This window comes from Kineosporia rhizophila, from assembly GCF_021277265.1.
Classification (GTDB): Bacteria; Actinomycetota; Actinomycetes; order Actinomycetales; family Kineosporiaceae; genus Kineosporia; species Kineosporia rhizophila.
In genome coordinates, this window is sequence record NZ_JAJSOH010000004.1 from 221,808 (window position 1) to 242,036 (window position 20,229).

Genomic DNA, 20,229 nt, shown 5'->3' on the forward strand with positions numbered 1-20,229 from the left:
GGTGACCGACGTCGAAGTCCTGGTCGCCGGCCTCGGCGTGCACGGCTCCGCCGCCGCCTACGAGCTCGCCCTGCGCGGCGTGGACGTGCTCGGCCTGGAGCAGTTCGGCGAGGGCCACTCCCGGGGTTCCTCGCACGGTCGCACCCGGATGATCCGCCGCGCCTACCCCAACCCGGTCTGGAACCCGTTCGTCGAGCGCGCATTCGACGGCTGGGCCCGCTGGTCGGCGGCGTCCGGTGAGGAGCTGCTCCACCGGACGGGTGGTCTTTACACGTTCCGCGAGTCCACCACCATGCAGGGTCCGGGCTGCCGGCTGGTCGAGGACCACGCCGAAATGGCCCGCCTGATGCCCGGGTTCCAGCCACCCAGCGGATATCGCGCCGTCCACGACCCGTCCGCCGGAGTGCTCGAGGCCGCCCGTGGGCTGGAGGTCGCTCGCGCCGGGGCCCGGGCCGCCGGGGCCGAACTGGTGTTCGGTGAGACGGTGCTGAGCTGGCGCCAGGAGAGCGAGCGGTGCATCGTCACCACCGATCAGCGCGAGATCACCTGTCGCAAGCTGGTGCTCAGCGCCGGAGCCTGGGCCGGGCACCTGGTGCCCGAGCTCGCCCACCTGTTCGAGGTCTGGCGCATCGTCACCGTCACGCTGGCCCCCGGGCAGGAGCCCGGCCAGGTGCCGCAGCTCGGCTGTTTCTCGGTCGACCGCCCGGAGGGTCTGGTCTTCGGCATCCCCGACGCCGACGGCAACGGGTTCAAGGCCGGTGTGGACCTGGGCCCGGTCTGGGACCCGACGGTGCCCGCCACCCCGCCCACGGCCGACGAGATCGCCGGGCTGACCGGCCTGATGCAGCAGTACGTGCCGGGCATCCGGGCCGAGGTGGTGGAGGCCGTCGCCTGCCTGTACACGATGACCGCCGACCGGCGGTTCGTGCTCGGCCCGCTGCCCTGGGCCCCGGCCGTCACCGTCGCGGCCGCCTGTTCCGGGCACGGCTTCAAGTTCGGCCCGGCCCTCGGCGAGGCGGTGGCCGACCTGGTCCAGGAAAGACCCCGCCCCGAACTGGACTTCATCGGCGTTCAGCGCCGCCTCACCACCCAGCAGGAGGATCAGACGTGAGTGACACCCACTGGAACGACCCGCTGACCGAGGAAGAGATCGCCGGCGTGATCGCCCTGGTCCGCGCCGACGAGCGGATCGGCGAGCGGCCCCGGTTCTGGGGGATCGCGGTGGACGAGGCCCTGGCCCGGGCGCTGGCTCCGGGGCAGGGGCGGCCGGTGCGCACCGTGGTGATGAACCCGGACGCGCACGCCGCCTGGGAGATCGCCGCCTGGACCGCGGGTTCCGATCGAGAGGCCGCGCTAGTCAGCTGGCGTCCGGTCGACGCCAAGCGCCCGGGGGTCTCCAGCGAGGAGGCCCGGCTGGTGGCCGCCGCCTGCCGTGAGGACCAGGGGCTGAAGGACGCGCTGGCCAAGCGGGGCATCACCGACGTCTCACTGGTCTGGGTCGACCCCGAGTCGATCACCGGTTTCGAGCCCGCGGGCTACGAGGACCGCAGGCTCTCCTGGGGCACCGTCTGGCACCGCGAGACGGCCGACGACAACGGTTACGCCCGGCCGGTCTCCGGGCTGGTGCCGATCATCGACCTGGAGACGCTGAAGGTCATCGCGATCGAGGACCACGGCGTGGTGCCGATGGCTTCGGAGACCGGCAACTACCGCTCCGGCACCTGGGGTTCCGACCGCGAGGTGGCGCCGCTGGAGATCATCCAGCCCCAGGGGCCCGGTTTCGGTATCGACGGGCAGGAGGTGACTTGGCAGAACTGGTCGTTCCGGATCGGCTTCACCCACCGGGAGGGCATGGTCCTGCACGACATCACCTACAACGACCACGGCACCGTCCGCCCGGTGATGAAGCGCGCCGCGATCAACGAGATGTACGTGCCCTACCTGGATCCCGACCCGACGGCCTACCGCAAGAACTTCTTCGACTGGGGCGAGTACGGCGCCGGCCCGCTGACCGCCTCGCTCGAGCTGGGTTGCGACTGCCTGGGCGAGATCCGGTACTTCGACGCGGCGGTGCTGAACGGGCACGGCGAGGCCCGGACCATCAAGAACGCGGTCTGCCTGCACGAGGAGGACCACTCGATCCTCTGGAAGCACGTGAACACCCGCACCGGGGAGGCCGACGTGCGCCGGGCCCGGCGTCTGGTGGTCTCGTTCTTCGCCACCGTGGCCAACTACGACTACGGCTTCTACTGGTCGTTCCACCAGGACGGCATGATCGAGCTGGAGATCAAGCTGACCGGCGTGATGTCGGTCTCCGGCATCGCCGACGGGGCCACCCCGCCCTACGGCCGGATGGTCGCCCCGAACGTCCAGGCCCCCAACCACCAGCACTATTTCGGCCTGCGGCTGGACATGGGGGTGGACGGCCCGGTGAACCGGCTGTACGAGGTGCACTCCGAGATCGAGGAGGACGAGGAGCTCAACCCCTACGGCAACGCCTGCAAGACGGTTCGTACCCCACTGCTCACCGAGAAAGCCGCCGCCCGCCGGGCCAACCCGGCCACTGCCGTCCACTGGTTGATCGAAAGCGACGACACACGAAACCGGTTCGGTGACAAGACCGCCTACCGGGTCTCGATCCAGAACACCGCGCGGCTGTACGCCAAGCCGGGCAGCATCGTCGAGCGCAAGGCGCCGTTCGTGGCCCAGCACCTGTGGGCCACCGCCTACGAGGGCAGCGAGCGGTTCATCGTCGGGGAGTACCCGAACCAGGCCGATCTGGGGGCCGACGGCGTGCAGGTCTGGCAGCAGGCCGACCGTTCGCTGGACGGCGCCGAACTGGTGCTCTGGCCCGTGGTCGGGGTGCACCACACCCCGCGCCCGGAGGAGTGGCCGATCATGCCGGTGCACCGGATCGGGATGCGGCTGGAGCCGGACGGTTTCTTCGACCGCAACCCCTCGCTCGACCTACCGGCGCCGATGAGCGCCCACAGCGAGTCCTCCGGCTCCTGCTGCTCCGGCCACTGAGGCCTCCGGCCGTCAGAAGGGTTCCGGGAGAACCCTTCTGACGGATCCGGCAGTGCAGGTCTTCAGCCCCGGAAGACCGTGGAGGAGCGGCGCTCGTACCAGTGCGCCAGGTGCTCGCCCGCCTTGATCACGTGCTCGCGCATCTCCCGGCCGGCCGTGGCCAGGTCGCCCTCGGCCAGCGCGGCCACGATCCGCTCGTGCTCGCGGAAGTTCTCGTCCCGGTGCCGGGCGTCGTTCACGATCAGCTGGGCCGAGACGTTGCGCGGGAACGTCTCGTTGATGTCGTTGACCGCCTTGGCCAGGCGGGCGTTCGCGGCGATGGACAGGATCAGGGTGTGGAACACGTCGTTGGCCGGGCGGCCCGACGAGGCGGGCTCCTCGCCCCGGCTCAGCGCAGAGGAGTGGTCGTACATCTCCTGGTTGGCCTGCCGCAGCTCGGCCAGTTCGGCCTCGGTGATCCGGCTGACCGCACGGGTGGCCGCCAGGGCCTCCAGCTCGGCCCGCACCTCGTAGGCCTCGCGCACCTCCCAGGGGGCCGGAACCCGCACCACTGCACCGCGATTGGGCAGCACCTCGATCAGCCCGCCGCTCTGCAGCTGGCGCAGGGCCTCGCGCACCGGGGTGCGGCTGACGCCGAAGTCGGAGGCCAGTTCGGCCTGGCGCAACTGGGCGCCGATCGGGATCTGGCCCGACATGATGCGCTCGCGGATGCGGGCCGCGACGTCGTCGACAAGCGCGTTTCCCGTCTTTTCCGCCCCGGCCGGATCGGCTGCCGCCATGCCTGTCGTTCTCCCCTCAAGGCGCGCCCGGGCAGGCGCAGGTCAAGACCGAAAACGCTAGCAGAAATCCGGCGATGGACCCGATCTGCAACTGCGTGGCTATCAACCAACCATTTTGGGATCCACTGATGCTACGTTGGGATCCATTCTTGGCGAACGACCGGAGGTGTGTCGGTGCTCAGGCGCGAGGACAACGAGAAGCTGACCCGGACCGGCCCCGGCACCCCGCTGGGTGGTCTGATGCGGGCCTACTGGCAGCCGGCGGCGCTGGTCTCGGAGATGTCCGAGGAGAAGCCGGTCAAGGCGGTCCGGTTGTTCGGCGAGGACCTGGTGCTCTTCCGCAAGCCCAAGGGCTGGGGGCTGATCAGCCGGTTCTGCGCCCACCGCGGCGTGGACCTGTCCTACGGGCGGCTCGAGGACGGAGGCCTGCGCTGCCTCTACCACGGCTGGCTCTACGGGGCCGACGGCCGCTGCCTGGAGCAGCCGGCCGAACCCGAGCACAGCCGGTTCACCGAGAAGATCCGGATCGCCAGCTACCCCTGCGTGGAGAAGAACGGCATCATCTTCGCCTACCTCGGCGCCGGTGACCCGCCGCCCTTCCCCGACTACGACTGCTTCGCCGCGCCGGACGAGTACACCTTCGCCTTCAAGGGCCTGTGGGAGTGCAACTGGCTGCAGGGGGTGGAGGGCGGCATCGACCCCAGCCACGTCTCCTTCCTGCACCGGTTCATCGACGAGGACCCGCGCGAGACCTACGGCCAGCAGTTCAGCGAGGAGGTCGAGGGCACCGGCCAGAAGCTGTCCAAGCTGGTCGGCGACAACTTCCGCCCGGACATCGAGGTGGAGAGCGCCGATCACGGCCTGCGGGTCTTCGCCGTGCGCCAGCTCACCGAGGCGGTCAAGCACGTCCGGGTCACCAACCTGCTGTTCCCGAACGCGTTCGTGGTCCCGTTCGGCACCACCAAGGTCTTCACCCAGTGGCACGTGCCGATCGACGACCACAACCACTACTGGTACATGATCTGGTACGACTTCGCCGAGACCACCGACAAGGAGACGCTGCTGCAGCAGCGCCTGGCCGAGGTCAGCCTGCCCGACTACCGGCCGCTGCGGAACCGCTCCAACAACTGGGGTTTCGACCCGGTCGAGCAGAAGAACGTGACCTACACCGGGATGGGCCTGGACATCAACGTCCACGACCAGTGGGCGGTGGAGAGCATGGGTCCGATCCAGGACCGCACGGTCGAGCGGCTCGGCGTCTCCGACCGGGCGGTCACCGCCAACCGGCGGATGCTGCTGAAGGCGATCGACGCGTTCGCCGCGGGCGGGCGGATCCCGGCCCACCCGCTCGACGAGACCGAGGCCGCCACCTACACCGGGCCGCTCGCCGTGGACACCATTGCCGCGAACGAGAACTGGCAGGAGCACTGGGTGGCACGCGAGGACGAACGCCGCCAGGCCTCGCCCTGGGCCCGCACCGCCGTGCCCTCCGAGGTGAACACCGATGCGTAACCACGACGAGCGGGACGTGGCCGAGGCCGGGGAGGGTCAGGGCGCCCGCCCGATGCTGGCCAAGGACCGCGGCGGTTTCGTCGACCGGCACGATCTGTGGACCGACGCGCAGTACGCCGCCTCGGCCCAGATGCGCCGGGTGATCGACGAGATCGGCCTGGACATGGTCCGGTTCGCCTTCGTCGACCAGCACGGCCTGCTGCGCGGCAAGACCGTCACCCGCTCCGGCGTGGCGGCCGCCATGCGCTCGGGCCTCACCGCGCCGAGCTCGCTGCTGCTCAAGGACACCTCCGGCAAGTCGGTGTTCCCCGTGTTCAGCGCCGACGCCGGGCTCGGCGTCGCGCAGCTGGCCGGGGCCGGGGACATCGTGCTGGTGCCCGACCCGACCACGTTCCGGGTGCTGCCCTGGGCCGGGCGCTCCGGCTGGATCCTGTGCGACCTGAGGTTCCCGGACGGGTCGGAGGTCGCCTTCAGCACCCGCGACCTGCTGCGCAAACAGCTCGATGCCCTGGAGATGCGCGGGTACCGGATGACGGTGGGCGCCGAACTGGAGTTCCACGTCTTCCGCGCCGGTGGTTTCGACGCTTCGCAGGTCGGGCGTCCAGGAGCACCGGGCCAGGCCCGGGAGGTTCTCCCGACCAGCCCCGGCTCGCAGCTGCTGCACGAAGAGGCTCTGGACGGTTTCGACGACCTGGTCCAGGCCCTCTACCGCGGCCTGACCGCCCTGGACCTGCCGCTGCGCTCGATCGAGCTGGAGTTCGGCCCGAGCCAGCTGGAGATCACCATGGACGCGGCCGACGCGGCGGTCACGGCCGACGCAGTGGTGCTGTGCCGCAGCGCAGTACGGCAGATCGCCCGCCGGCTGGGCTACGAGGCCACCTTCATGTCCCGCCCACAGGGGGCCGAGACCGCTTCCACCGGCTGGCATCTGCACCAGTCCCTGACCTCCGCCGTCTCGGGCGAACCAGTGTTCGTTGCGCCGGACGCCCCGCTCTCCACGACCGCGCAGCACTACCTGGAGGGCCTGCTCACCCACGCCCGCGCCGCCGCCGCGTTCAGCACGCCCACGGTCAACGGGTACAAGCGCTACCAGCCCTACTCCCTGGCTCCGGACCGAGTGGCCTGGGGGCAGGACAACAAGGGCGCGATGGTGCGCGCCGTCGGTGGCCCCGCAGACCCCGCCACCCGCCTCGAGAACCGGTCCGGCGAGCCCACCGCCAATCCGTACCTCTACATCGCTTCCCAGTTGGTCAGCGGCCTGGACGGGCTCGACCGCCGGCTGGAACTGCGCGCCCCCACCGAGAACCCCTACGAGACCGACGCCCAGCGGCTGCCCCGCTCGCTCGCCGAGGCCGTCGATGCACTGGAAGAGGACAAGGCCTTCACTGACGCTTTCGGCCCGGATGTGATCAGGTGGTACTGCGCGATCAAGCGCGCGGAGTTCGACCGCTACCTGATGCACGTCTCGGACTGGGAGCAGCGTGAGTACCTCGGGATGTTCTGACTTCCTCGACCGGCCGGCCACCGAGCTCGCCGCCCTGCTGCACACCGGTCAGGTGAGCGCGGTCGAAGTGCTCACCGCCCACCTGGAACGCATCGCCGCGGTCAACCCCACCGTCAACGCCCTGGTCACCCTGGTCCCCGAGCAGGCACTGGCCGAGGCGGCCGCGGCGGACGCCCGGCGGCAGTCGGGTGAGCCGCTGGGCCTGCTCCACGGGTTGCCGGTGGCGGTCAAGGACGTGGTCGACACGGCGGGGATCCGCACCACCTACGGCTCGCGGATCTACGCCGGCCACGTGCCCGAGCAGGACGCACTGATCGTGCAGCGGATGCGGGCGGCCGGCGCGATCGTGGTGGGCAAGAGCAACGTCCCGGAGTTCGGCGCGGGGTCGCACACTTTCAACGAGGTCTTCGGCGCCACGCTGAACCCCTACGCCACCGACCGCTCGGCCGGAGGCAGCAGCGGGGGAGCAGCGGCCGCGCTGGCCTGCGGCATGGTCGCCCTTGCCGACGGTTCCGACCTTGGGGGCAGTCTGCGTAACCCGGCCTCGTTCAACAACGTGGTCGGTCTGCGGCCCAGCGCGGGCCGGGTGCCGTCGCCCGGCCCCGGAAACGCCTGGGACCCGGCCGGAGTGCTCGGGCCGATGGGGCGCTCGGTGGGTGACGCCGCCCTGCTGCTCTCGGCGATCGCCGGCCCCGACCCCCACACCCCCTTGTCCATCGACGAGCCCGGCTCGGTGTTCACCGCGATCGGGCCGCGCTCGCTGGCCGGCACCCGCATCGCGTTCAGCCACACCGTCGGTGGGCTGCCGTTCGAGCCCGAGGTGCTGGCCGTTGCCGAAGCCACGCGCGAGCGCCTGGTCGCTGCGGGCGCCGAAGTCACCGACCTGGAACCGGATCTGTCCGGCGCCGACGAGGTTTTCGAGACGCTGCGGGCCCTGAGCTTCCTCGACGGTCGCACCGCAGACGTCGAGGCCCACGCGGATCTGGTCAAAGCGACCGTCAAGCAGGATGTTTCCTGGGGTCGCGAGCTCACCCCGCAGCAGATCAACCGGGCCCTGAGCCTGCGCACCGAACTGTTCCGCCGGCTGCAGGACCTGCTGGCCCGCTTCGACGTGCTGATCGCGCCGACCGTCCAGCTCCCGCCGTTCCCGGCGAGCACCGAATACCCCAGTTCGGTTGCCGGAGTGTCGATGGAGCGCTACCACACCTGGATGCGCTCCTGCAGTCGCATCACCGCCACCGCGATGCCCGTGCTCGCCGTCCCCGCCGGTTTCACTCCCCAGGGGCTGCCGGTGGGCATGCAGATCGTCGGCCGTCATCGGGGCGAGCAGGAACTGCTGGCCTTCGGCCTGGGCTGGGAGCGCGAGTTCGCCGACGTCTTCGCCCGCCGCCCAGTAGTTCTCGATTGAAGACGTCGGTGAGCACCCAAGGTGCCGATCGGCACCTTGGGCGGTCACCGACGTCCATAATTCAAAGGCCCCTAGGCTGGGGTGGTGCAGGTTGCCTCGCTCGGATACCGAACCGATCTGATGTTGCGCCGACTGGGTGGCTCGCAGGTCTCTGACCGCGGTTCTCACCTAGTGGTGCGTACTCCGGCCAACCCCGTCTATTGGTGGGGCAATTTCCTGCTGCTGCGCGAGCGTCCTGCAGCGGGGGAGTGGCCGGGCTGGGTGGCCGAGTTCCAGCGCGAGTTCCCCGAGGCCGATCATGTCGCCCTCGGCCTGGACACGGCTGACGGGATGGTCGAAGACGCAGGCGGTCTGGCCGATCTGGGCCTGGACGTCCTGGTCGACACCGTGCTCGCGGCGAGTTCGCTCCGCACGCCGGTCCGACCGGTCGACGCCGAGATCCGTCCGTTGCGCATGGACGAGGACTGGCACCAGATCACCCGCCTGCGTCTGGCTTCGGGTGAAGACGCTGTGCTGGAAGACTTTGCGGCGGCGAAGACCGAGGAGTTCCGAGCCTTGGTGGCGGCCGGCCACGGCGCCTGGTTCGGTGCCTTCGTCGATGGGCAAATGCGATGCGGGGCCGGGCTGTTCAGCGACGGCGGCGGGGTGGCCCGTTTCCAGAACGTGGAAACTCATCCGGACTTCCGCCGTCGGGGCCTGGCCTCTGCCCTGGTGCACGAACTGGGGGTCTGGGGGCTGGACCAGCTCGGCGCGTCGCGTCTGGTCATCATCGCCGACCCGGACTACCACGCGCTCGGCCTCTACCGGGCCCTCGGATTCGAGGACGTCGAGCATCAGGTGCTGCTGCAGCGACCGCCCGGCGCCTGATCGGCAAGGCGCATACCGGGTGATATCGCCCTCGACAGATCGTTCCGGCCGAACTACTGACATTTTGTGCCGCCTTGGCTACCTTCAGTACGACCTCGGCGGAGCCACCAACTTCTGTCGGGGTTGACGTCTGCGCCGTCGAGTCTGTGCGTCCCAGTCGTCGCCCGTGCATCGACCTCCGCCCACCCCCAGGGAGACTTGATGGTCCGGAAACGACTGGCGGCCACAATCGGCCTCGCCATCGCCCTACCCCTGAGCACGGTCGTTCTTCCTTCCGCCGCCATGGCGGCGGACGAACCCAGCGTCGCCGAGTCCGACATCAGCCTGGGCAGCCGGGCCCCGCGCCTGGTCGACGGCAAGGCCGTCAAGGTGCCCTCGACCTACCAGGCCGACAAGACGAAGCTGAAGAAGTCGGCCGCCGCCGCGCCCACCCCCGAGGTCGGCACGGTGCGGCAGTGGGTCGCCTCGGACGACCGGGAAGGCTACTACCGCAAGGACTTCACCCTGCGCGGCGTGGGCGAGCACATCGAGGTCTGGGTCGCCAACGACATCGCCTTCCCCGAGGGCGACTGCCGCAACGCCGTCGAGGGCAGCACCACGGTCACCGAGGCGCAGGTGGCCGGGCTGATCAACCAGTTCGACACCAACATGTACCCGAAGGAGACCGCGGCCTTCAGCACCCCGCCCGACCGTGACGGCAGCAAGGCCGTGCTGGGGCCGGACGCGAACGGCAACGGCGGCGTCTACACCGGTGGCGGCGAGAAGACCGTCACGCTGGTCGACAACGTGCGTGATGACAACTACTACGACTTCCCGGCCGTGCAGACCTACACCGCCGGCTTCTTCTCCTCGTACCTGAACGAGCTCTTCGACCGGAACGTGATGACGATCGATGCGTTCGACTGGACGCATCGCACCACCGCGAACCCGGCCGACGCGGCCACCGACGACCCGTGCACGAGCCGCCCCGCTCGTCCGTGGTTGTACGAAGGCGTTTTCGGGCACGAGTGGCAGCACCTGCTGCAGTACTACACCGACCCGAACGAGGTCACCTGGGTCAACGAGGGCCTGTCCGACATCGCCATCGCGCTGACCGGTTACGCCGACACCAAGGCCACCGTGAACCAGGCCGGTTTCGACAACCACCTGATCTGCCACCAGGGCTACGGCACGGTGCAGACCAGGTTCAACCCCAACCCGCGCGACTGCGGCGGCGCCCAGAACTCGCTGAACCTCTGGGGCGAGGACGCCGACAACCCGAACGCGGTGCTGGCCGACTACGGGCACGCGTTCGCGCTGATGCTGTTCCTGCAGGACCGTTACGGCCTGGACTTCATCACCGCGCTGCACAACGACGGCAAGCTCCAGGGGCTGGCCAGCGTGGCGGCCGAACTGAAGGGCGAGGGCGTGAAGGACGTGTACGACGTCCTGCACGACTTCCAGTCCGCCACCCTGCTGGACGCGTTCCTGGACAAGTCGAAGAAGTCGAAGATCTCCGGCGTCTCGAAGTCCAAGGTCACCAGCAAGAGCCTGAACACCTCGGTGAACCTGGCCAACCCGCAGTCGTACGCCGAACCGGGCGCGGCCCCGAACGGCGCCGACTTCGTGCCGGTGCAGAAGAAGGGCAAGGCGATCCGCGGGAAGGACCTGAAGACGCTGAAGTTCAGCGGCGCCAAGACCCTGCCGCCCCTGCCGCTGGCCTGGACGGTCAAGAGCGACGACCCGGACCGCGCGGGCAACCCGGTGCTGTTCTCCGGCAACGAGAGCAACACCGACGCCGGCCTGGTCACCGAGGTCACCGTGCCCACCGCCGACCCGACCCTGAAGTTCCTGGCCAAGTACGGCGCCGAGGCGACGTACGACTACGGCTACGTCAGCGTCTCCACCGACGGCGGCAAGACGTACAGCGCGCCCATCCCCGGCAACCACACCGTCCCGGACGGCCCGCTCGGCCCGGGCCTGAACGGCACCACCACCGGCTTCGAGGCCCAGGAGTACGACCTCTCGGCCTACGCCGGCAAGAAGATCCTGATCAACATCCGTTACGTCAGTGACGGCGGGGTCAACGAGGGCGGCCTGCTGATCGACGACCTGACGGTCGGCGGCGCGGTGGTCAGCGACGGCTCCAGCCTGGCGCCGTTCGACTCGCCCACCGAGATCGTGCCGATCGCCGTGCACAACTGGAACGTGCGGCTGGTCGGCCTGGACGCCAAGAAGCACCAGGCCGTCCAGGTCACCTTCGACGGCAAGTCCGCCCTGGACCTGGGCAGCAAGAGCAAGCAGCTGAAGAAGCTCAGGGGCTACGACCAGGTCGTGGCGATCGTGGCCTACGACGAGCCCACCGAGCAGGTGCAGCAGTACGCCCCCTACACGCTCACCGTGAACGGTGTCGTGCAGCCGGGTGGCAGCACCAGCTGATCGCCTGATCGCCCCTCAGTACAGGTGCCCGCCGTCCACGGTGACGGCGGGCACCTGCGCTTTGGAAGCCTGGTGCTGCTTCGGGCTCGCCGCCCTCGCCCAGTTCCTTTGAGCCCGATCGCGTTCTCGTTGGACCCGAGAGCTGGGTGCGAGGTCGGGCGCAGATTGATCGGGCAGATCTTCTGGGGTGTGGCAGTAGCGATCGTCGTGGCCCTCATGTTGCTCGTAGTTCGGCGGCTGAAGCTACCCGAGGACGTCTCTGGCAACTGACCGATCACAGGCCAGGTCGGCGGCGGAGCCGGGCACTCACTTCCACTGCTCAGACGAGTCGGGAGGTGAAGCCGGCGGCTGTCAGCTGATGGAAGGCGTCGCACACTTCGTCGGGCATCGGCTGGGGAATGGCAAAACCCTTGTCTGCGTACAGTTTGATCCGCTGGGTGTCGCCCACGAGCATGTTCACCACACGTTCGGCGTCTCCGATGCCGGCGATGTAGTCGTCCAGCGTGAGGGCAAGCGAGGCGCAGCGGACCGTCTCGACTTCTGGCCAGAGCTTTCGGCAGGTCGCGTAGGCCCGGCGTTGCTGATACGGCCGTGAGACAAGTGTGACCGACTGGGGCTCGATGCCGCTGCTGCGGAGCAGGTCTCGGGTGAACGTGATGTTCTCCCCGGTGTTCCGGGCATTCGGTTCGACGAGTAGGGCCCGTTCCGAAACGCCAAGAGAAAGAGCGTGTTCGCGGTAGTGAACGGCCTCGCCTCTCGGGAAGCGCTCGATCGTGGTCGGGGCGTTCGCCCCGGTGAAGACGATCAGTGGGAACGTACCGCCGAGGTGGAGCTGAGCTGCGCAGGTCGCTACGCCGAGGTCGTGGCTACCCAGGCCGACACCGACGTCCGTTGGTTCCGGTGTGTGATGCAGGTCGTGGTAGTCCCAGAGCACCCGGACCGCTGCCCGAATGCTGGTGGGCCAGCCCATCGCCGTCATCGAAGGGCGTCCAACATTTTCCTGAATCACTGGGGCACCTCGCGTTCGTTCTTGCCTTGACCGGAATGCGCTGACGCCAGACGCTCATTAGTGCGCTCACTGGTGAATGCGCGTCGACTGGAGGACAGTATGGCGAGGATGGGGGTCGCTGAGTTTGAAAAGCTTCCCCTAGCGGCGAGGCGGATGAATGGACCAGGTGGGGTGGGAAGGAGGGGGACGGTCGGTGATGCGCTCGTTTGCTTTGGGCAGCCTGGCCGGGCTGCTTGTGGTGGCGCTGCTGATGGGAGTGCTCGCTGCTTCGAACGGAGGCAGCGAGGACTTGTATGCACCGCTGCTGGTGATGGGCCTGCCGATACTGGTGATTGGCGCAATGGTCGGCGTGTTCGTCGGACCTGGTCGGGCTCGGCAGGAGCCACGCAGCCTTATCCGAACGGGGGCTCTCCTCGTTGCCCTGGTCGTCCTGGCCACGGCGTTGAGGCACATGGGCGTTCTCTAGGCCGCTCAATGCCTGCCGAAAGGCAATATCCGTGGTGAAAGGCCGGGCCCGGTCGTTATCCTCAGCCCGGTGGACGTAGCCTCGCTCGGGTACCGGACCGACCTGATGATTCACGGCTTTGGGGGCTCGGAGACTGTTGACCGGGGTTCTCATCTGGTCATTCGTACCCCGTCCAACCCCCACTTCTGGTGGGGCAACTATCTGCTTCTGCGCTCGGCGCCGCCTGCCGGAGAGTGGCAGGGGTGGATCGCTGAGTTCGCTCGCGAGTTTCCCTCTGCTCGCCATGTGGCCCTCGGCCTGGACAGTGTGGACGGCGCGGTCGAAGACGCCGAGGGCCTGACCGCGCTCGGGTTCGACATCCAGGTCGATACGGTCCTGACGGCCACCGACCTACCGAGGAGGGCCCACAAACGTCCTCTGTTTGAAATTCGGCCTCTACACAGCGATGAGGACTGGGCCCAGTCGGTCGAACTGCGTCTGTCCCTGCATGAGGGGGCGCCCGACCCACGCCTCCCGAAACGCGCCCAGACCCGGGCGCGGGAGTACCGGGCCGTTGTCGAGGCCGGTCACGGGGTCTGGTTCGGCGCCTTCGTCGACGGTGTCATGCGTTGCGGAGCTGGCTTGTTCACCGACGACAGCGGGCTTGCCCGGTTTCAGAGTGTGGAGACTCATCCGGCCTTTCGCCGCCAAGGCCTGGCCTCCGCGCTGGTTCAGCGACTGGGCAGGTGGGGGCTCACCGACCGGGGTGCCTCGAAGCTGGTCATTGTGGCGGACCCGGCCTATCACGCAATTGAGCTGTACCGGCGGCTGGGATTCGAGGACATAGAACACCAGGTGAGACTTGCACGCCCGGAACCAGTTTGATGTCGCTGCTTCGACAGGTCCTTTGGTCTGAGTGCCTCTCCCCCTGAGGTACCGCCACATCGGTACTCGGGGAGGAATCGTCGCGGTTGTCGGTTACGGCAGGATTCCTCGCATGTCGATCTCTCGGACGCCGTCGGGAACCAGCTGGCTCCTGAGCGTGAGTGTCCTGCTGAGCCTGGCCGCACTGGCCACGGCGCTTCTGCTCCGGCACACTCACCAGGCTCCCACCTTGCCTCTGGTCCTGCTCGTGGCCTTCGGTAGTGCACCTGCGGCAGTGACCTTTTCGCGTATCCAGGCACCGGTCGTCGGGGGCGGCCCGGCGGTGGTGGTGGGCCTGATTGCCATGACCTACGGCACCTGGAAAGCCTGGAAGACCGACGCGCTTCATCTGCTGAGCATGGACTTTCCGATGACCCAGGTGGCGACGAACGCCGCCGTGGTGATGGCCCCGCTGGCCCTGGCCGCCCTCGGCGTCGTGCTCCTGTTGGCCGGCGTGGCCCGCTTCTCCGGCGACCGGTTGATCGCAAGCCTCGCCACGGCTGGAGGCGCCGCTCTTACCTTGCTCTATGCCGTTGCCCTGCTCGCCTTTTCGGTCCAGAGCTTGTCTTACATCGGTGGCTCCGTCCAGTGGTGGATCGTCTTGGCCGCAGCCCTTACCGCCTGCGCCGCGCTCCTGCTGCCGGCCGCCGCAGTGATGCCCGCTCCAGCTGTCTCCGCCCCAGCGCTGCCCCGCCTGGGCACCCGCCTCCCCGCCGTCCTTCTGGTTGTCGCCCTACTGTCCGGGGCCGGCATCTGGGCCTACGACCGTCTGGCCAGCCGAACCAAACTGGCCGACCTCTTTCCCGATCCTGCCCTGGCGGCCTGCGTGGCCACCACCGTCGGGCTCTCGAACGCCGAGCAGGCCACGTCCAGCCGCGAGCTCGACAGCGTCTTCGCGCTCACCTGTAACGGGGACCTGAACGGCGGCGGGCAGATCCAGTCTCTGATCGGCCTGGAGCACCTGCCCAACCTGGCCAGCCTGGCAGTACCCACCAACCGGATCAGCGACCTGAGCCCCTTGGCCCGCACTCCCGGCCTGACCAGCGTCCAGATCACCAACAACCAGGTGACCGACCTCGCGCCGCTGGCCGCTCTGACCACTCTTCGAGAATTCGGCGCATCCGGCAATCAGATCACCGACCTGGCCCCGCTCGCCCACCTCGCCGATCTCTACGCCGTGGGCCTGTCCGGCAACCGGATCGCCGACATTTCCCCACTGGGCGACCTGCCCAACCTGACCGAACTCGACCTGGGCGACAACCAGATCACCGTCATCGAGCCCCTCAGCGGCAGCCCTGTTCTCGACCGCCTCACCCTGCGCCGGAACCAGATCGAGGACCTGGCCTCGTTCACCGAACTGCCCGCCCTGACCATGCTGAATGTCTCCGACAACCGGATCGGCGACCTGGCCCCGCTCGCCGACCTGCCGAAGCTGGACGAACTGTGGGTCGGCGGGAACCCGGTCACCGACCTGACCCCACTTCGCGACCTGCCCGCCCTTCTCGGCGTCGATCTGGAAGGCAGCGACCCGAACGCCCTGCGCGGTATGGACGAGCTGCGTGACCAGGGCATCTACGTCGGCGGCCTGGCCTGAGCGGGGTTCGGGCTCGCAAGGTCGAGCCGGCACGGCCAGCTTGGAAGTTAGCTGCCGCTCTCGATTCTCTGCGTCATCAGTTGAGGCTCTCGGCGGGGTCCGCATCGCCGTAGAACTTGGCCCAGAGGGCTTTCAAATGGTCATGAAGCTCTTCAGGGCTTTCGAACTCCCAGTCTGTCGCCTTTTCATAGTCACGAGGGGTGATCTGCCCGCCGAGACTCTTCGCGAAACCTCGTCGGAAACTCTCTTTGATGGAGTCGATGCGCAGGGCTGCCATGTCGTCCACGAACTCCTCCTCCCAGTTGGCGAAGAGATCGTTGACATTCATCATGCGGCCTGAATATTCAAGGAAGGTGGCGATGTCCGGGTCGGTGCTCATGTTTCGTCCTTGGGTTTCGGATACATGGTGCGGAGCTTGTACTCGCCGTCTTCTGCCTTTCGGAAGAACGCGAACATCGTACCGTCTGTGAAATCAGAGATGATTGGTGGAAGGCTGTCGGGTGGATCCCCGGTCGGTCTGGTCTTGGAGCCGGAGCGTCGTATTCCGTGAATGTGGCGCTGATGATCTTGGCCGAAGATCTGGGACAGAGGGATCTCCAGGCGGATACGGCGGTCTCCGGTGATCTCGTTCCTGTTCTTCTGATCCTCGAACTCGCGTGTGCCGCGAATGTGGTCCTCTGCCTGTATCAGTGGTTGTGAGGGCTGAGGTCACCGAAGGGCGGGCCGGCGCACCCGAGTCCTCGCCGTACCACGCCGTGGTACGGCGAGGTAAGATTTGGTCATAGCCATTCCAAGGGAGCAGCCGACGCATGTCAGCGTCCGCCAGTTCGTGGCGGACTCGGGCATGATCACGCGCGACCTTCGGCAGGGCCATGCCTACACGCTGACCCTCAACGGTGAGCCGCTGGCCAGAATGGTTCCGATCCGGCGGCGCCGGGCGGTTCCCAAGGAAGAGGTCTTCGCTGTCTTTGCTACCGCCCCTGCGGTAGACGCTGATGAACTGCGAGCCGATCTGGACCGCGTCGTCGGTCAGGACCTGGACGATCCGTACGAGGGGACAGGCCTGTGACTGTGCACGAGTCTGCGGTCGTCGATACCAACATCATTGCTGCCCTGAAGCTCTACGATCCTGCGGAACTGCCTGACCTGATTCTGATTACGGCGGTGACATTGGGGGAGTTGTCGTTCGGTCCGCATGCCACCGACGATCCGGCGAAACGGGCCAGACGGGTAGCTGTATTGCAGCATGTGGAGGCGACTTTTGATCCGCTCCCGTATGATCAGGCAGCCGCCCGGCTCTACGGCCAACTCTGCGCAGCCGTTCGTGCGACTGGACGTGGACCGCGCAAGCGATCCTCGGACCTGATGATTGCGGCCCCGGCGGCCAGTGTTGAATTGGCCCTGTACACGGCCAATCCGGACGACTTCAAAGGCTGTGAAGAGCTGGTGGACGTGGTGGCCGTTCATCCGCGACGAATCGTCTGTAAGCAGTCAATCAGTCCTGCCCCAGATCCGGCGGAGCGTGATTTGCTCCCGTGGTCGTCATCGACCAGGACCTCGGCCCACCGCCTGGAGATCAGTCCTTCAGGGTGCCCAGTGCCCACAGGGGCAGGTCCGCGGTCCTTGGGAACATCTGAACCTGGCGCGGGGGGCGGTTCCGTTCGCAGGACGAGATCGGTGGGGCCTGGGGCCCGTGGGTGGCCCATCTGGCCCGCAGACACCCGTTGTCGTCCTCGTGACGAAGGGTCAGGTTCAGTGGTTTGTGCCGCTGACCTGGCCCTTCGTGCGGAGAGCGGATGACCGGGATCGAACCGGCATGACCAGCTTGGGAGCCTCCGATCTGAGGAGGTTACCTGGGACTTTGCTCGGTGGTCAGGTGCTTTGAGCGGCCTGGAGTGACCTCGGACGGCCTACCCATCCGGCTCGTATCTGGCACGCCGCCGGAGACCGGACCGGTATCCTGAGAACAGGGAGGTGGACCATGGGTGATCGCACGCTGCAGGTGGTCGTGTACCGCGAGGACGACGGGTTTGTGGCTCAGTGCCTGAACATCGATGTCGCCAGCGAAGGCGACACCGAGACTGAGGCTCTCTCCAACCTCCGTGAAGCGCTGGAACTGTATTTCGATGACACCGCCGAGACGGATCTGTTCCAGACCGTCGCGGACGCGCACGTCGAGCAGATCACCCTGAAGAGTGCCTGAGGGGCCGTCGTCGGACGCGGTGGCCAAGGTGCTGCGGCACCACGGTTTCGAGCTGGTTCATCAGCGCGGCTCTCATGCCAAGTTTCGTTCGAGCGCTGATCCGGTTCGGGTGGTGATCGTTCCGATGAGTCGCGGTCATCTGAAGATCGGAACTTTTCGTTCCATCTGCCGGCAGGCCGGACTCAGGCCTTCGGACTTCTGACCATCTGGCACGCTGTATGGAAATGGTCGCACGACGAAGGGCCAGGATCGAAGGCTTCACGCCTCTGACCTGGCCCTTTGCCGGTGGAGCGGGTGACCGGGATCGAACCGGCATGACCAGCTTGGAAGCCCCCGGTTTTGCAGGGCCACCTGGGACTTTGCGCTGCGGGCAGGTGCCTTGAGCGGCCTGGAGTGCCCCCGAAAGGCCTACCCATCTGGCACGTATCTGGCACGACGAAGCGGAAGACCTCGAACGCTGCGGTACGACCGACCCCCGGCCGCGCCGCTCGGTAGGTGCCTCGGGGCAATTGTCATTAGAAGACGGGGGGATCGACGCTGAGAAAAAGTGGCAATTAGGGTCATAAGCCGTCTTATGAGTTCTTCTCCGAAGCGGCATTTGCTTGATTGCACGCCGCCCACTCCAGGGCGTGCGATCCTTTGGCATGCCGTCCAGCGCACAAGAAGAACTGGTTAAACTCCTGGCCCAGAGAAGCCTAGGTGCACCATATGTCTTTGAACCCAGTGAGTATCGGAAGGGAAAACAGGGGGTTCGAGAACCTGCGGATCTAGCGTGGCTTTGTCGAGATACTTTGATTCTTTTTGCAATGCAGGCCGGAAAGAGAAGGCAGGCGGCTCAAGCTAGTCATAACTTTCGGCAGATGCTGGGCTTTATGCGCCTCTGGAGCGCTGGCTATTGCCGCCTGCAAGGAGTAAATGAATTTACTCGTTTCGATATGTTGGAATGTGACTCACCTCCAGTTGTTCTCATTTCTGTGACAGAATGTGCTGACGCAAGATTGCAGGTCCACCCAGAGATTTCTCAGGGCCACGGTAATTCCGCGAGGCGCCGTATTATCCTTGGTGCATCAGTTCCGACTTCGGTCCTCCTAGAGTTAGTGAGACGAGGTGGGAGTGCCCTAGACCTTGCGGATCTGTTGCTGCAGATCGCCCAAGAACCAGAAGGCGTCCCAGAGGACTACGGCGTAGAGCTGGTTGCAGAGGCACATATTGCCGCTATTCAGCGGGCCAGGTCAGCGCCCAACTTAGACTCAGGGAGGGATCGTGACCTCGACGCCGCAACAGTGACGGACTTTGCTGTCCGGCTGAGAGAGATGCCATACGGAGCTATTCATAATGCCAGCGCGCTCAACATGAACGGCAGTGTCGCGGTTCTCAATGATCTGGATTGGGAAGCGACGACCTACCTAATGTTGAGGGCCGCTGACATGATAAAGCTCGTCAGGGATGTACCAGTCGGGGAAATGGGGCCCAGTATGGCCGCGGCGCTAGTTGAGGCCGAACCATACAGATTCCTAGTCGGGGCTACCGACATTAACAATATGGTGGCTTTCGGCCAAGAGATGACTGAGGCCATTAAGAATTTGACGGCGAGATACCCGGACAACCCTCCAATATCAATCCAGTACCATATTGCCGGACGCCCTTCGATTGAGTTCATGAGTGGCATGCTGGTATTTCCGTCGCAGGTCGGGTCAAGTATTATGTCGCGTACCTTTCATTCTTGCGGAGAATCAGCGGTACTAAGCAGGAGAGCCTAGGATCAGGATATTGTTCGCAATGATTCCAGGCATGACGGTGAAATTAGGTGCCATCTGTCAAGTGTCATTTGTTCACGAACTTACTCGCGGCGTGGGATTCCTTCCTTTCTCCTAGCCTTGTAGCTAGGATTCTGGTAGGTCTCGCTATCTATGAAGTCCATGGGCATTGCAATATCAAAAGCCTCATCTGCGGGTTTCTTGCGAAAGTTCAAAGTAGCTCGAATGAAGTATTCGCGAATTCGATCGAAGCACATGCACTCAGGTATCCACAGAACACATCTGGTTACTGCGCCAACGTCGTTGCAGAAGGTCGTTAGTGGCTGTGCCTCGAGGGCCGCATTGGTGGATGGGTTCATAAGTTCAAAGTCAATTTCCTGCGACCATCCCGGTTCAAGGGTCCAAGATTTCTGAACCTGGACATAAAAAATCTGCTCTGTATCTTGAGCGGTAAAAAAATTGTCTATACCTAGGTTGAGTTTCGCGAGCGCGTCGTTCTGCTCCATACCCCAGGCCACAGATATTTTGCTTAACTCTCCTGTGCCTGGATATGAGTTGGTTAGCTCAGGTCTTGCGTCAGGTTCCTTCTGGAAGGTGGGATAAATCCCGCCCAGAAAGCTGCCTACGGTCACGACGGCCGCGAGACCTGCCAGTGCCCATCGCGGTAACGTCCAATGTTTAGCTACCAACGCTACGGAAAACCACGTTAGTATAAGAATAGTTGCAAATGCGATGTACCTGGCCCAAGTCTTAGACGGGTCATAAAGGACGAGCCAGGTAAA

Annotated in this window: 19 protein-coding genes and 1 pseudogene; 16 read left to right on the top strand and 4 right to left on the bottom strand. The window is 66.2% G+C overall.

Going from position 1 to position 20,229, the window contains the following annotated elements:
- The first annotated feature begins 1 nt into the window (after position 1).
- Both LWF15_RS09405 and LWF15_RS09410 read left to right on the top strand, forming a co-directional pair.
- Positions 2 to 1,111 (top strand): FAD-dependent oxidoreductase, encoded by a 1,110-nt coding sequence (locus tag LWF15_RS09405; protein ID WP_232810036.1) that lies wholly within the window; start codon positions 2 to 4, stop codon positions 1,109 to 1,111.
- Entirely contained in the window at positions 1,108 to 3,027 is a 1,920-nt protein-coding gene (locus tag LWF15_RS09410) for a primary-amine oxidase (protein ID WP_232810037.1), read from the top strand. The genes LWF15_RS09405 and LWF15_RS09410 overlap by 4 nt, the downstream gene beginning before the upstream one ends.
- A gap of 62 nt (positions 3,028 to 3,089) precedes the next feature.
- Here LWF15_RS09410 and LWF15_RS09415 read toward each other — a convergent pair whose 3' ends face one another.
- Complete coding sequence (locus tag LWF15_RS09415) at positions 3,090 to 3,806, bottom strand: GntR family transcriptional regulator (protein WP_232810038.1); 717 nt, start codon at positions 3,804 to 3,806, stop codon at positions 3,090 to 3,092.
- A gap of 174 nt (positions 3,807 to 3,980) precedes the next feature.
- Between LWF15_RS09415 and LWF15_RS09420 the strand changes: the two genes are divergently transcribed.
- From LWF15_RS09420 to LWF15_RS09440, 5 genes are all read left to right on the top strand, one after another.
- The gene (locus LWF15_RS09420) at positions 3,981 to 5,318 is read left to right on the top strand and encodes an aromatic ring-hydroxylating dioxygenase subunit alpha (protein ID WP_232810039.1); all 1,338 of its coding nucleotides are present in this window, start codon (positions 3,981 to 3,983) and stop codon (positions 5,316 to 5,318) included.
- A 52-nt stretch (positions 5,319 to 5,370) separates the two neighbouring features.
- Entirely contained in the window at positions 5,371 to 6,822 is a 1,452-nt protein-coding gene (locus LWF15_RS09425; RefSeq protein WP_352396623.1) for a glutamine synthetase family protein, read from the top strand.
- Positions 6,800 to 8,230 carry an amidase gene (locus tag LWF15_RS09430; RefSeq protein ID WP_232810041.1) on the top strand — a complete coding sequence of 477 codons (1,431 nt, stop codon included), beginning with the start codon at positions 6,800 to 6,802 and terminating at the stop codon, positions 8,228 to 8,230. The genes LWF15_RS09425 and LWF15_RS09430 overlap by 23 nt, the downstream gene beginning before the upstream one ends.
- A gap of 174 nt (positions 8,231 to 8,404) precedes the next feature.
- Entirely contained in the window at positions 8,405 to 9,097 is a 693-nt protein-coding gene (locus LWF15_RS37420; RefSeq protein ID WP_232810042.1) for a GNAT family N-acetyltransferase, read from the top strand.
- A 201-nt stretch (positions 9,098 to 9,298) separates the two neighbouring features.
- Complete coding sequence (locus LWF15_RS09440) at positions 9,299 to 11,515, top strand: M6 family metallopeptidase (protein ID WP_232810043.1); 2,217 nt, start codon at positions 9,299 to 9,301, stop codon at positions 11,513 to 11,515.
- A 319-nt stretch (positions 11,516 to 11,834) separates the two neighbouring features.
- On the opposite strand, the gene LWF15_RS09445 is transcribed toward LWF15_RS09440, so the two are convergent.
- A complete protein-coding gene (locus LWF15_RS09445; protein WP_408622949.1) occupies positions 11,835 to 12,494 on the bottom strand; it encodes a YdcF family protein in 660 nt (219 codons plus the stop codon).
- Between the two features lie 223 nt (positions 12,495 to 12,717).
- On the opposite strand from LWF15_RS09445, the gene LWF15_RS09450 reads away from it, so the two are divergent.
- From LWF15_RS09450 to LWF15_RS09460, 3 genes are all read left to right on the top strand, one after another.
- Positions 12,718 to 12,990, top strand: coding sequence for a hypothetical protein (locus LWF15_RS09450; protein ID WP_232810045.1), 273 nt, complete (start codon positions 12,718 to 12,720; stop codon positions 12,988 to 12,990).
- A 69-nt stretch (positions 12,991 to 13,059) separates the two neighbouring features.
- The gene (locus LWF15_RS09455; protein ID WP_232810046.1) at positions 13,060 to 13,854 is read left to right on the top strand and encodes a GNAT family N-acetyltransferase; all 795 of its coding nucleotides are present in this window, start codon (positions 13,060 to 13,062) and stop codon (positions 13,852 to 13,854) included.
- Between the two features lie 112 nt (positions 13,855 to 13,966).
- Positions 13,967 to 15,487, top strand: a complete 1,521-nt coding sequence (locus tag LWF15_RS09460) for a leucine-rich repeat domain-containing protein (RefSeq protein WP_232810047.1) — start codon at positions 13,967 to 13,969, stop codon at positions 15,485 to 15,487.
- A 76-nt stretch (positions 15,488 to 15,563) separates the two neighbouring features.
- On the opposite strand, the gene LWF15_RS09465 is transcribed toward LWF15_RS09460, so the two are convergent.
- A complete protein-coding gene (locus LWF15_RS09465; protein WP_232810048.1) occupies positions 15,564 to 15,866 on the bottom strand; it encodes a hypothetical protein in 303 nt (100 codons plus the stop codon).
- A 167-nt stretch (positions 15,867 to 16,033) separates the two neighbouring features.
- Here LWF15_RS09465 and LWF15_RS09470 point away from each other — a divergent pair, with 167 nt between their 5' ends.
- The 6 genes and pseudogenes from LWF15_RS09470 to LWF15_RS09485 all read left to right on the top strand — a co-directional run bounded on the left by LWF15_RS09470 (position 16,034) and on the right by LWF15_RS09485 (position 19,450).
- Entirely contained in the window at positions 16,034 to 16,186 is a 153-nt protein-coding gene (locus LWF15_RS09470; protein WP_232810049.1) for a hypothetical protein, read from the top strand.
- Positions 16,187 to 16,331: 145 nt separating this feature from the next.
- Entirely contained in the window at positions 16,332 to 16,556 is a 225-nt protein-coding gene (locus tag LWF15_RS09475; protein ID WP_232810050.1) for a hypothetical protein, read from the top strand.
- Positions 16,553 to 16,951 (top strand): annotated as a pseudogene (locus LWF15_RS38095) (PIN domain-containing protein); the annotation flags it as partial. The gene LWF15_RS09475 and the pseudogene LWF15_RS38095, both read left to right, overlap by 4 nt.
- A 517-nt stretch (positions 16,952 to 17,468) precedes the next feature.
- The gene (locus LWF15_RS09480; protein WP_232810051.1) at positions 17,469 to 17,690 is read left to right on the top strand and encodes a type II toxin-antitoxin system HicB family antitoxin; all 222 of its coding nucleotides are present in this window, start codon (positions 17,469 to 17,471) and stop codon (positions 17,688 to 17,690) included.
- A 28-nt stretch (positions 17,691 to 17,718) separates the two neighbouring features.
- Entirely contained in the window at positions 17,719 to 17,892 is a 174-nt protein-coding gene (locus tag LWF15_RS38100; protein WP_408622951.1) for a type II toxin-antitoxin system HicA family toxin, read from the top strand.
- Positions 17,893 to 18,826: 934 nt separating this feature from the next.
- The gene (locus tag LWF15_RS09485; protein ID WP_232810052.1) at positions 18,827 to 19,450 is read left to right on the top strand and encodes a hypothetical protein; all 624 of its coding nucleotides are present in this window, start codon (positions 18,827 to 18,829) and stop codon (positions 19,448 to 19,450) included.
- An 80-nt stretch (positions 19,451 to 19,530) separates the two neighbouring features.
- On the opposite strand, the gene LWF15_RS09490 is transcribed toward LWF15_RS09485, so the two are convergent.
- Positions 19,531 to 20,079: a hypothetical protein gene (locus LWF15_RS09490; RefSeq protein WP_232810053.1), complete on the bottom strand. Its 549-nt coding sequence runs from the start codon at positions 20,077 to 20,079 to the stop codon at positions 19,531 to 19,533.
- Positions 20,080 to 20,229: the final 150 nt, after the last annotated feature.

Coding starts and splice junctions, on each gene's coding strand:
- LWF15_RS09445 (WP_408622949.1), bottom strand. CDS start 12,494: ATGACGGCGATGGGCTGGCCCACCAGCATTCGGGCAGCGGTCCGGGTG.
- LWF15_RS09460 (WP_232810047.1), top strand. CDS start 13,967: ATGTCGATCTCTCGGACGCCGTCGGGAACCAGCTGGCTCCTGAGCGTG.
- LWF15_RS09425 (WP_352396623.1), top strand. CDS start 5,371: ATGCTGGCCAAGGACCGCGGCGGTTTCGTCGACCGGCACGATCTGTGG.
- LWF15_RS09415 (WP_232810038.1), bottom strand. CDS start 3,806: ATGGCGGCAGCCGATCCGGCCGGGGCGGAAAAGACGGGAAACGCGCTT.
- LWF15_RS09465 (WP_232810048.1), bottom strand. CDS start 15,866: ATGAGCACCGACCCGGACATCGCCACCTTCCTTGAATATTCAGGCCGC.
- LWF15_RS09440 (WP_232810043.1), top strand. CDS start 9,299: ATGGTCCGGAAACGACTGGCGGCCACAATCGGCCTCGCCATCGCCCTA.
- LWF15_RS09480 (WP_232810051.1), top strand. CDS start 17,469: ATGGGTGATCGCACGCTGCAGGTGGTCGTGTACCGCGAGGACGACGGG.
- LWF15_RS09475 (WP_232810050.1), top strand. CDS start 16,332: ATGATCACGCGCGACCTTCGGCAGGGCCATGCCTACACGCTGACCCTC.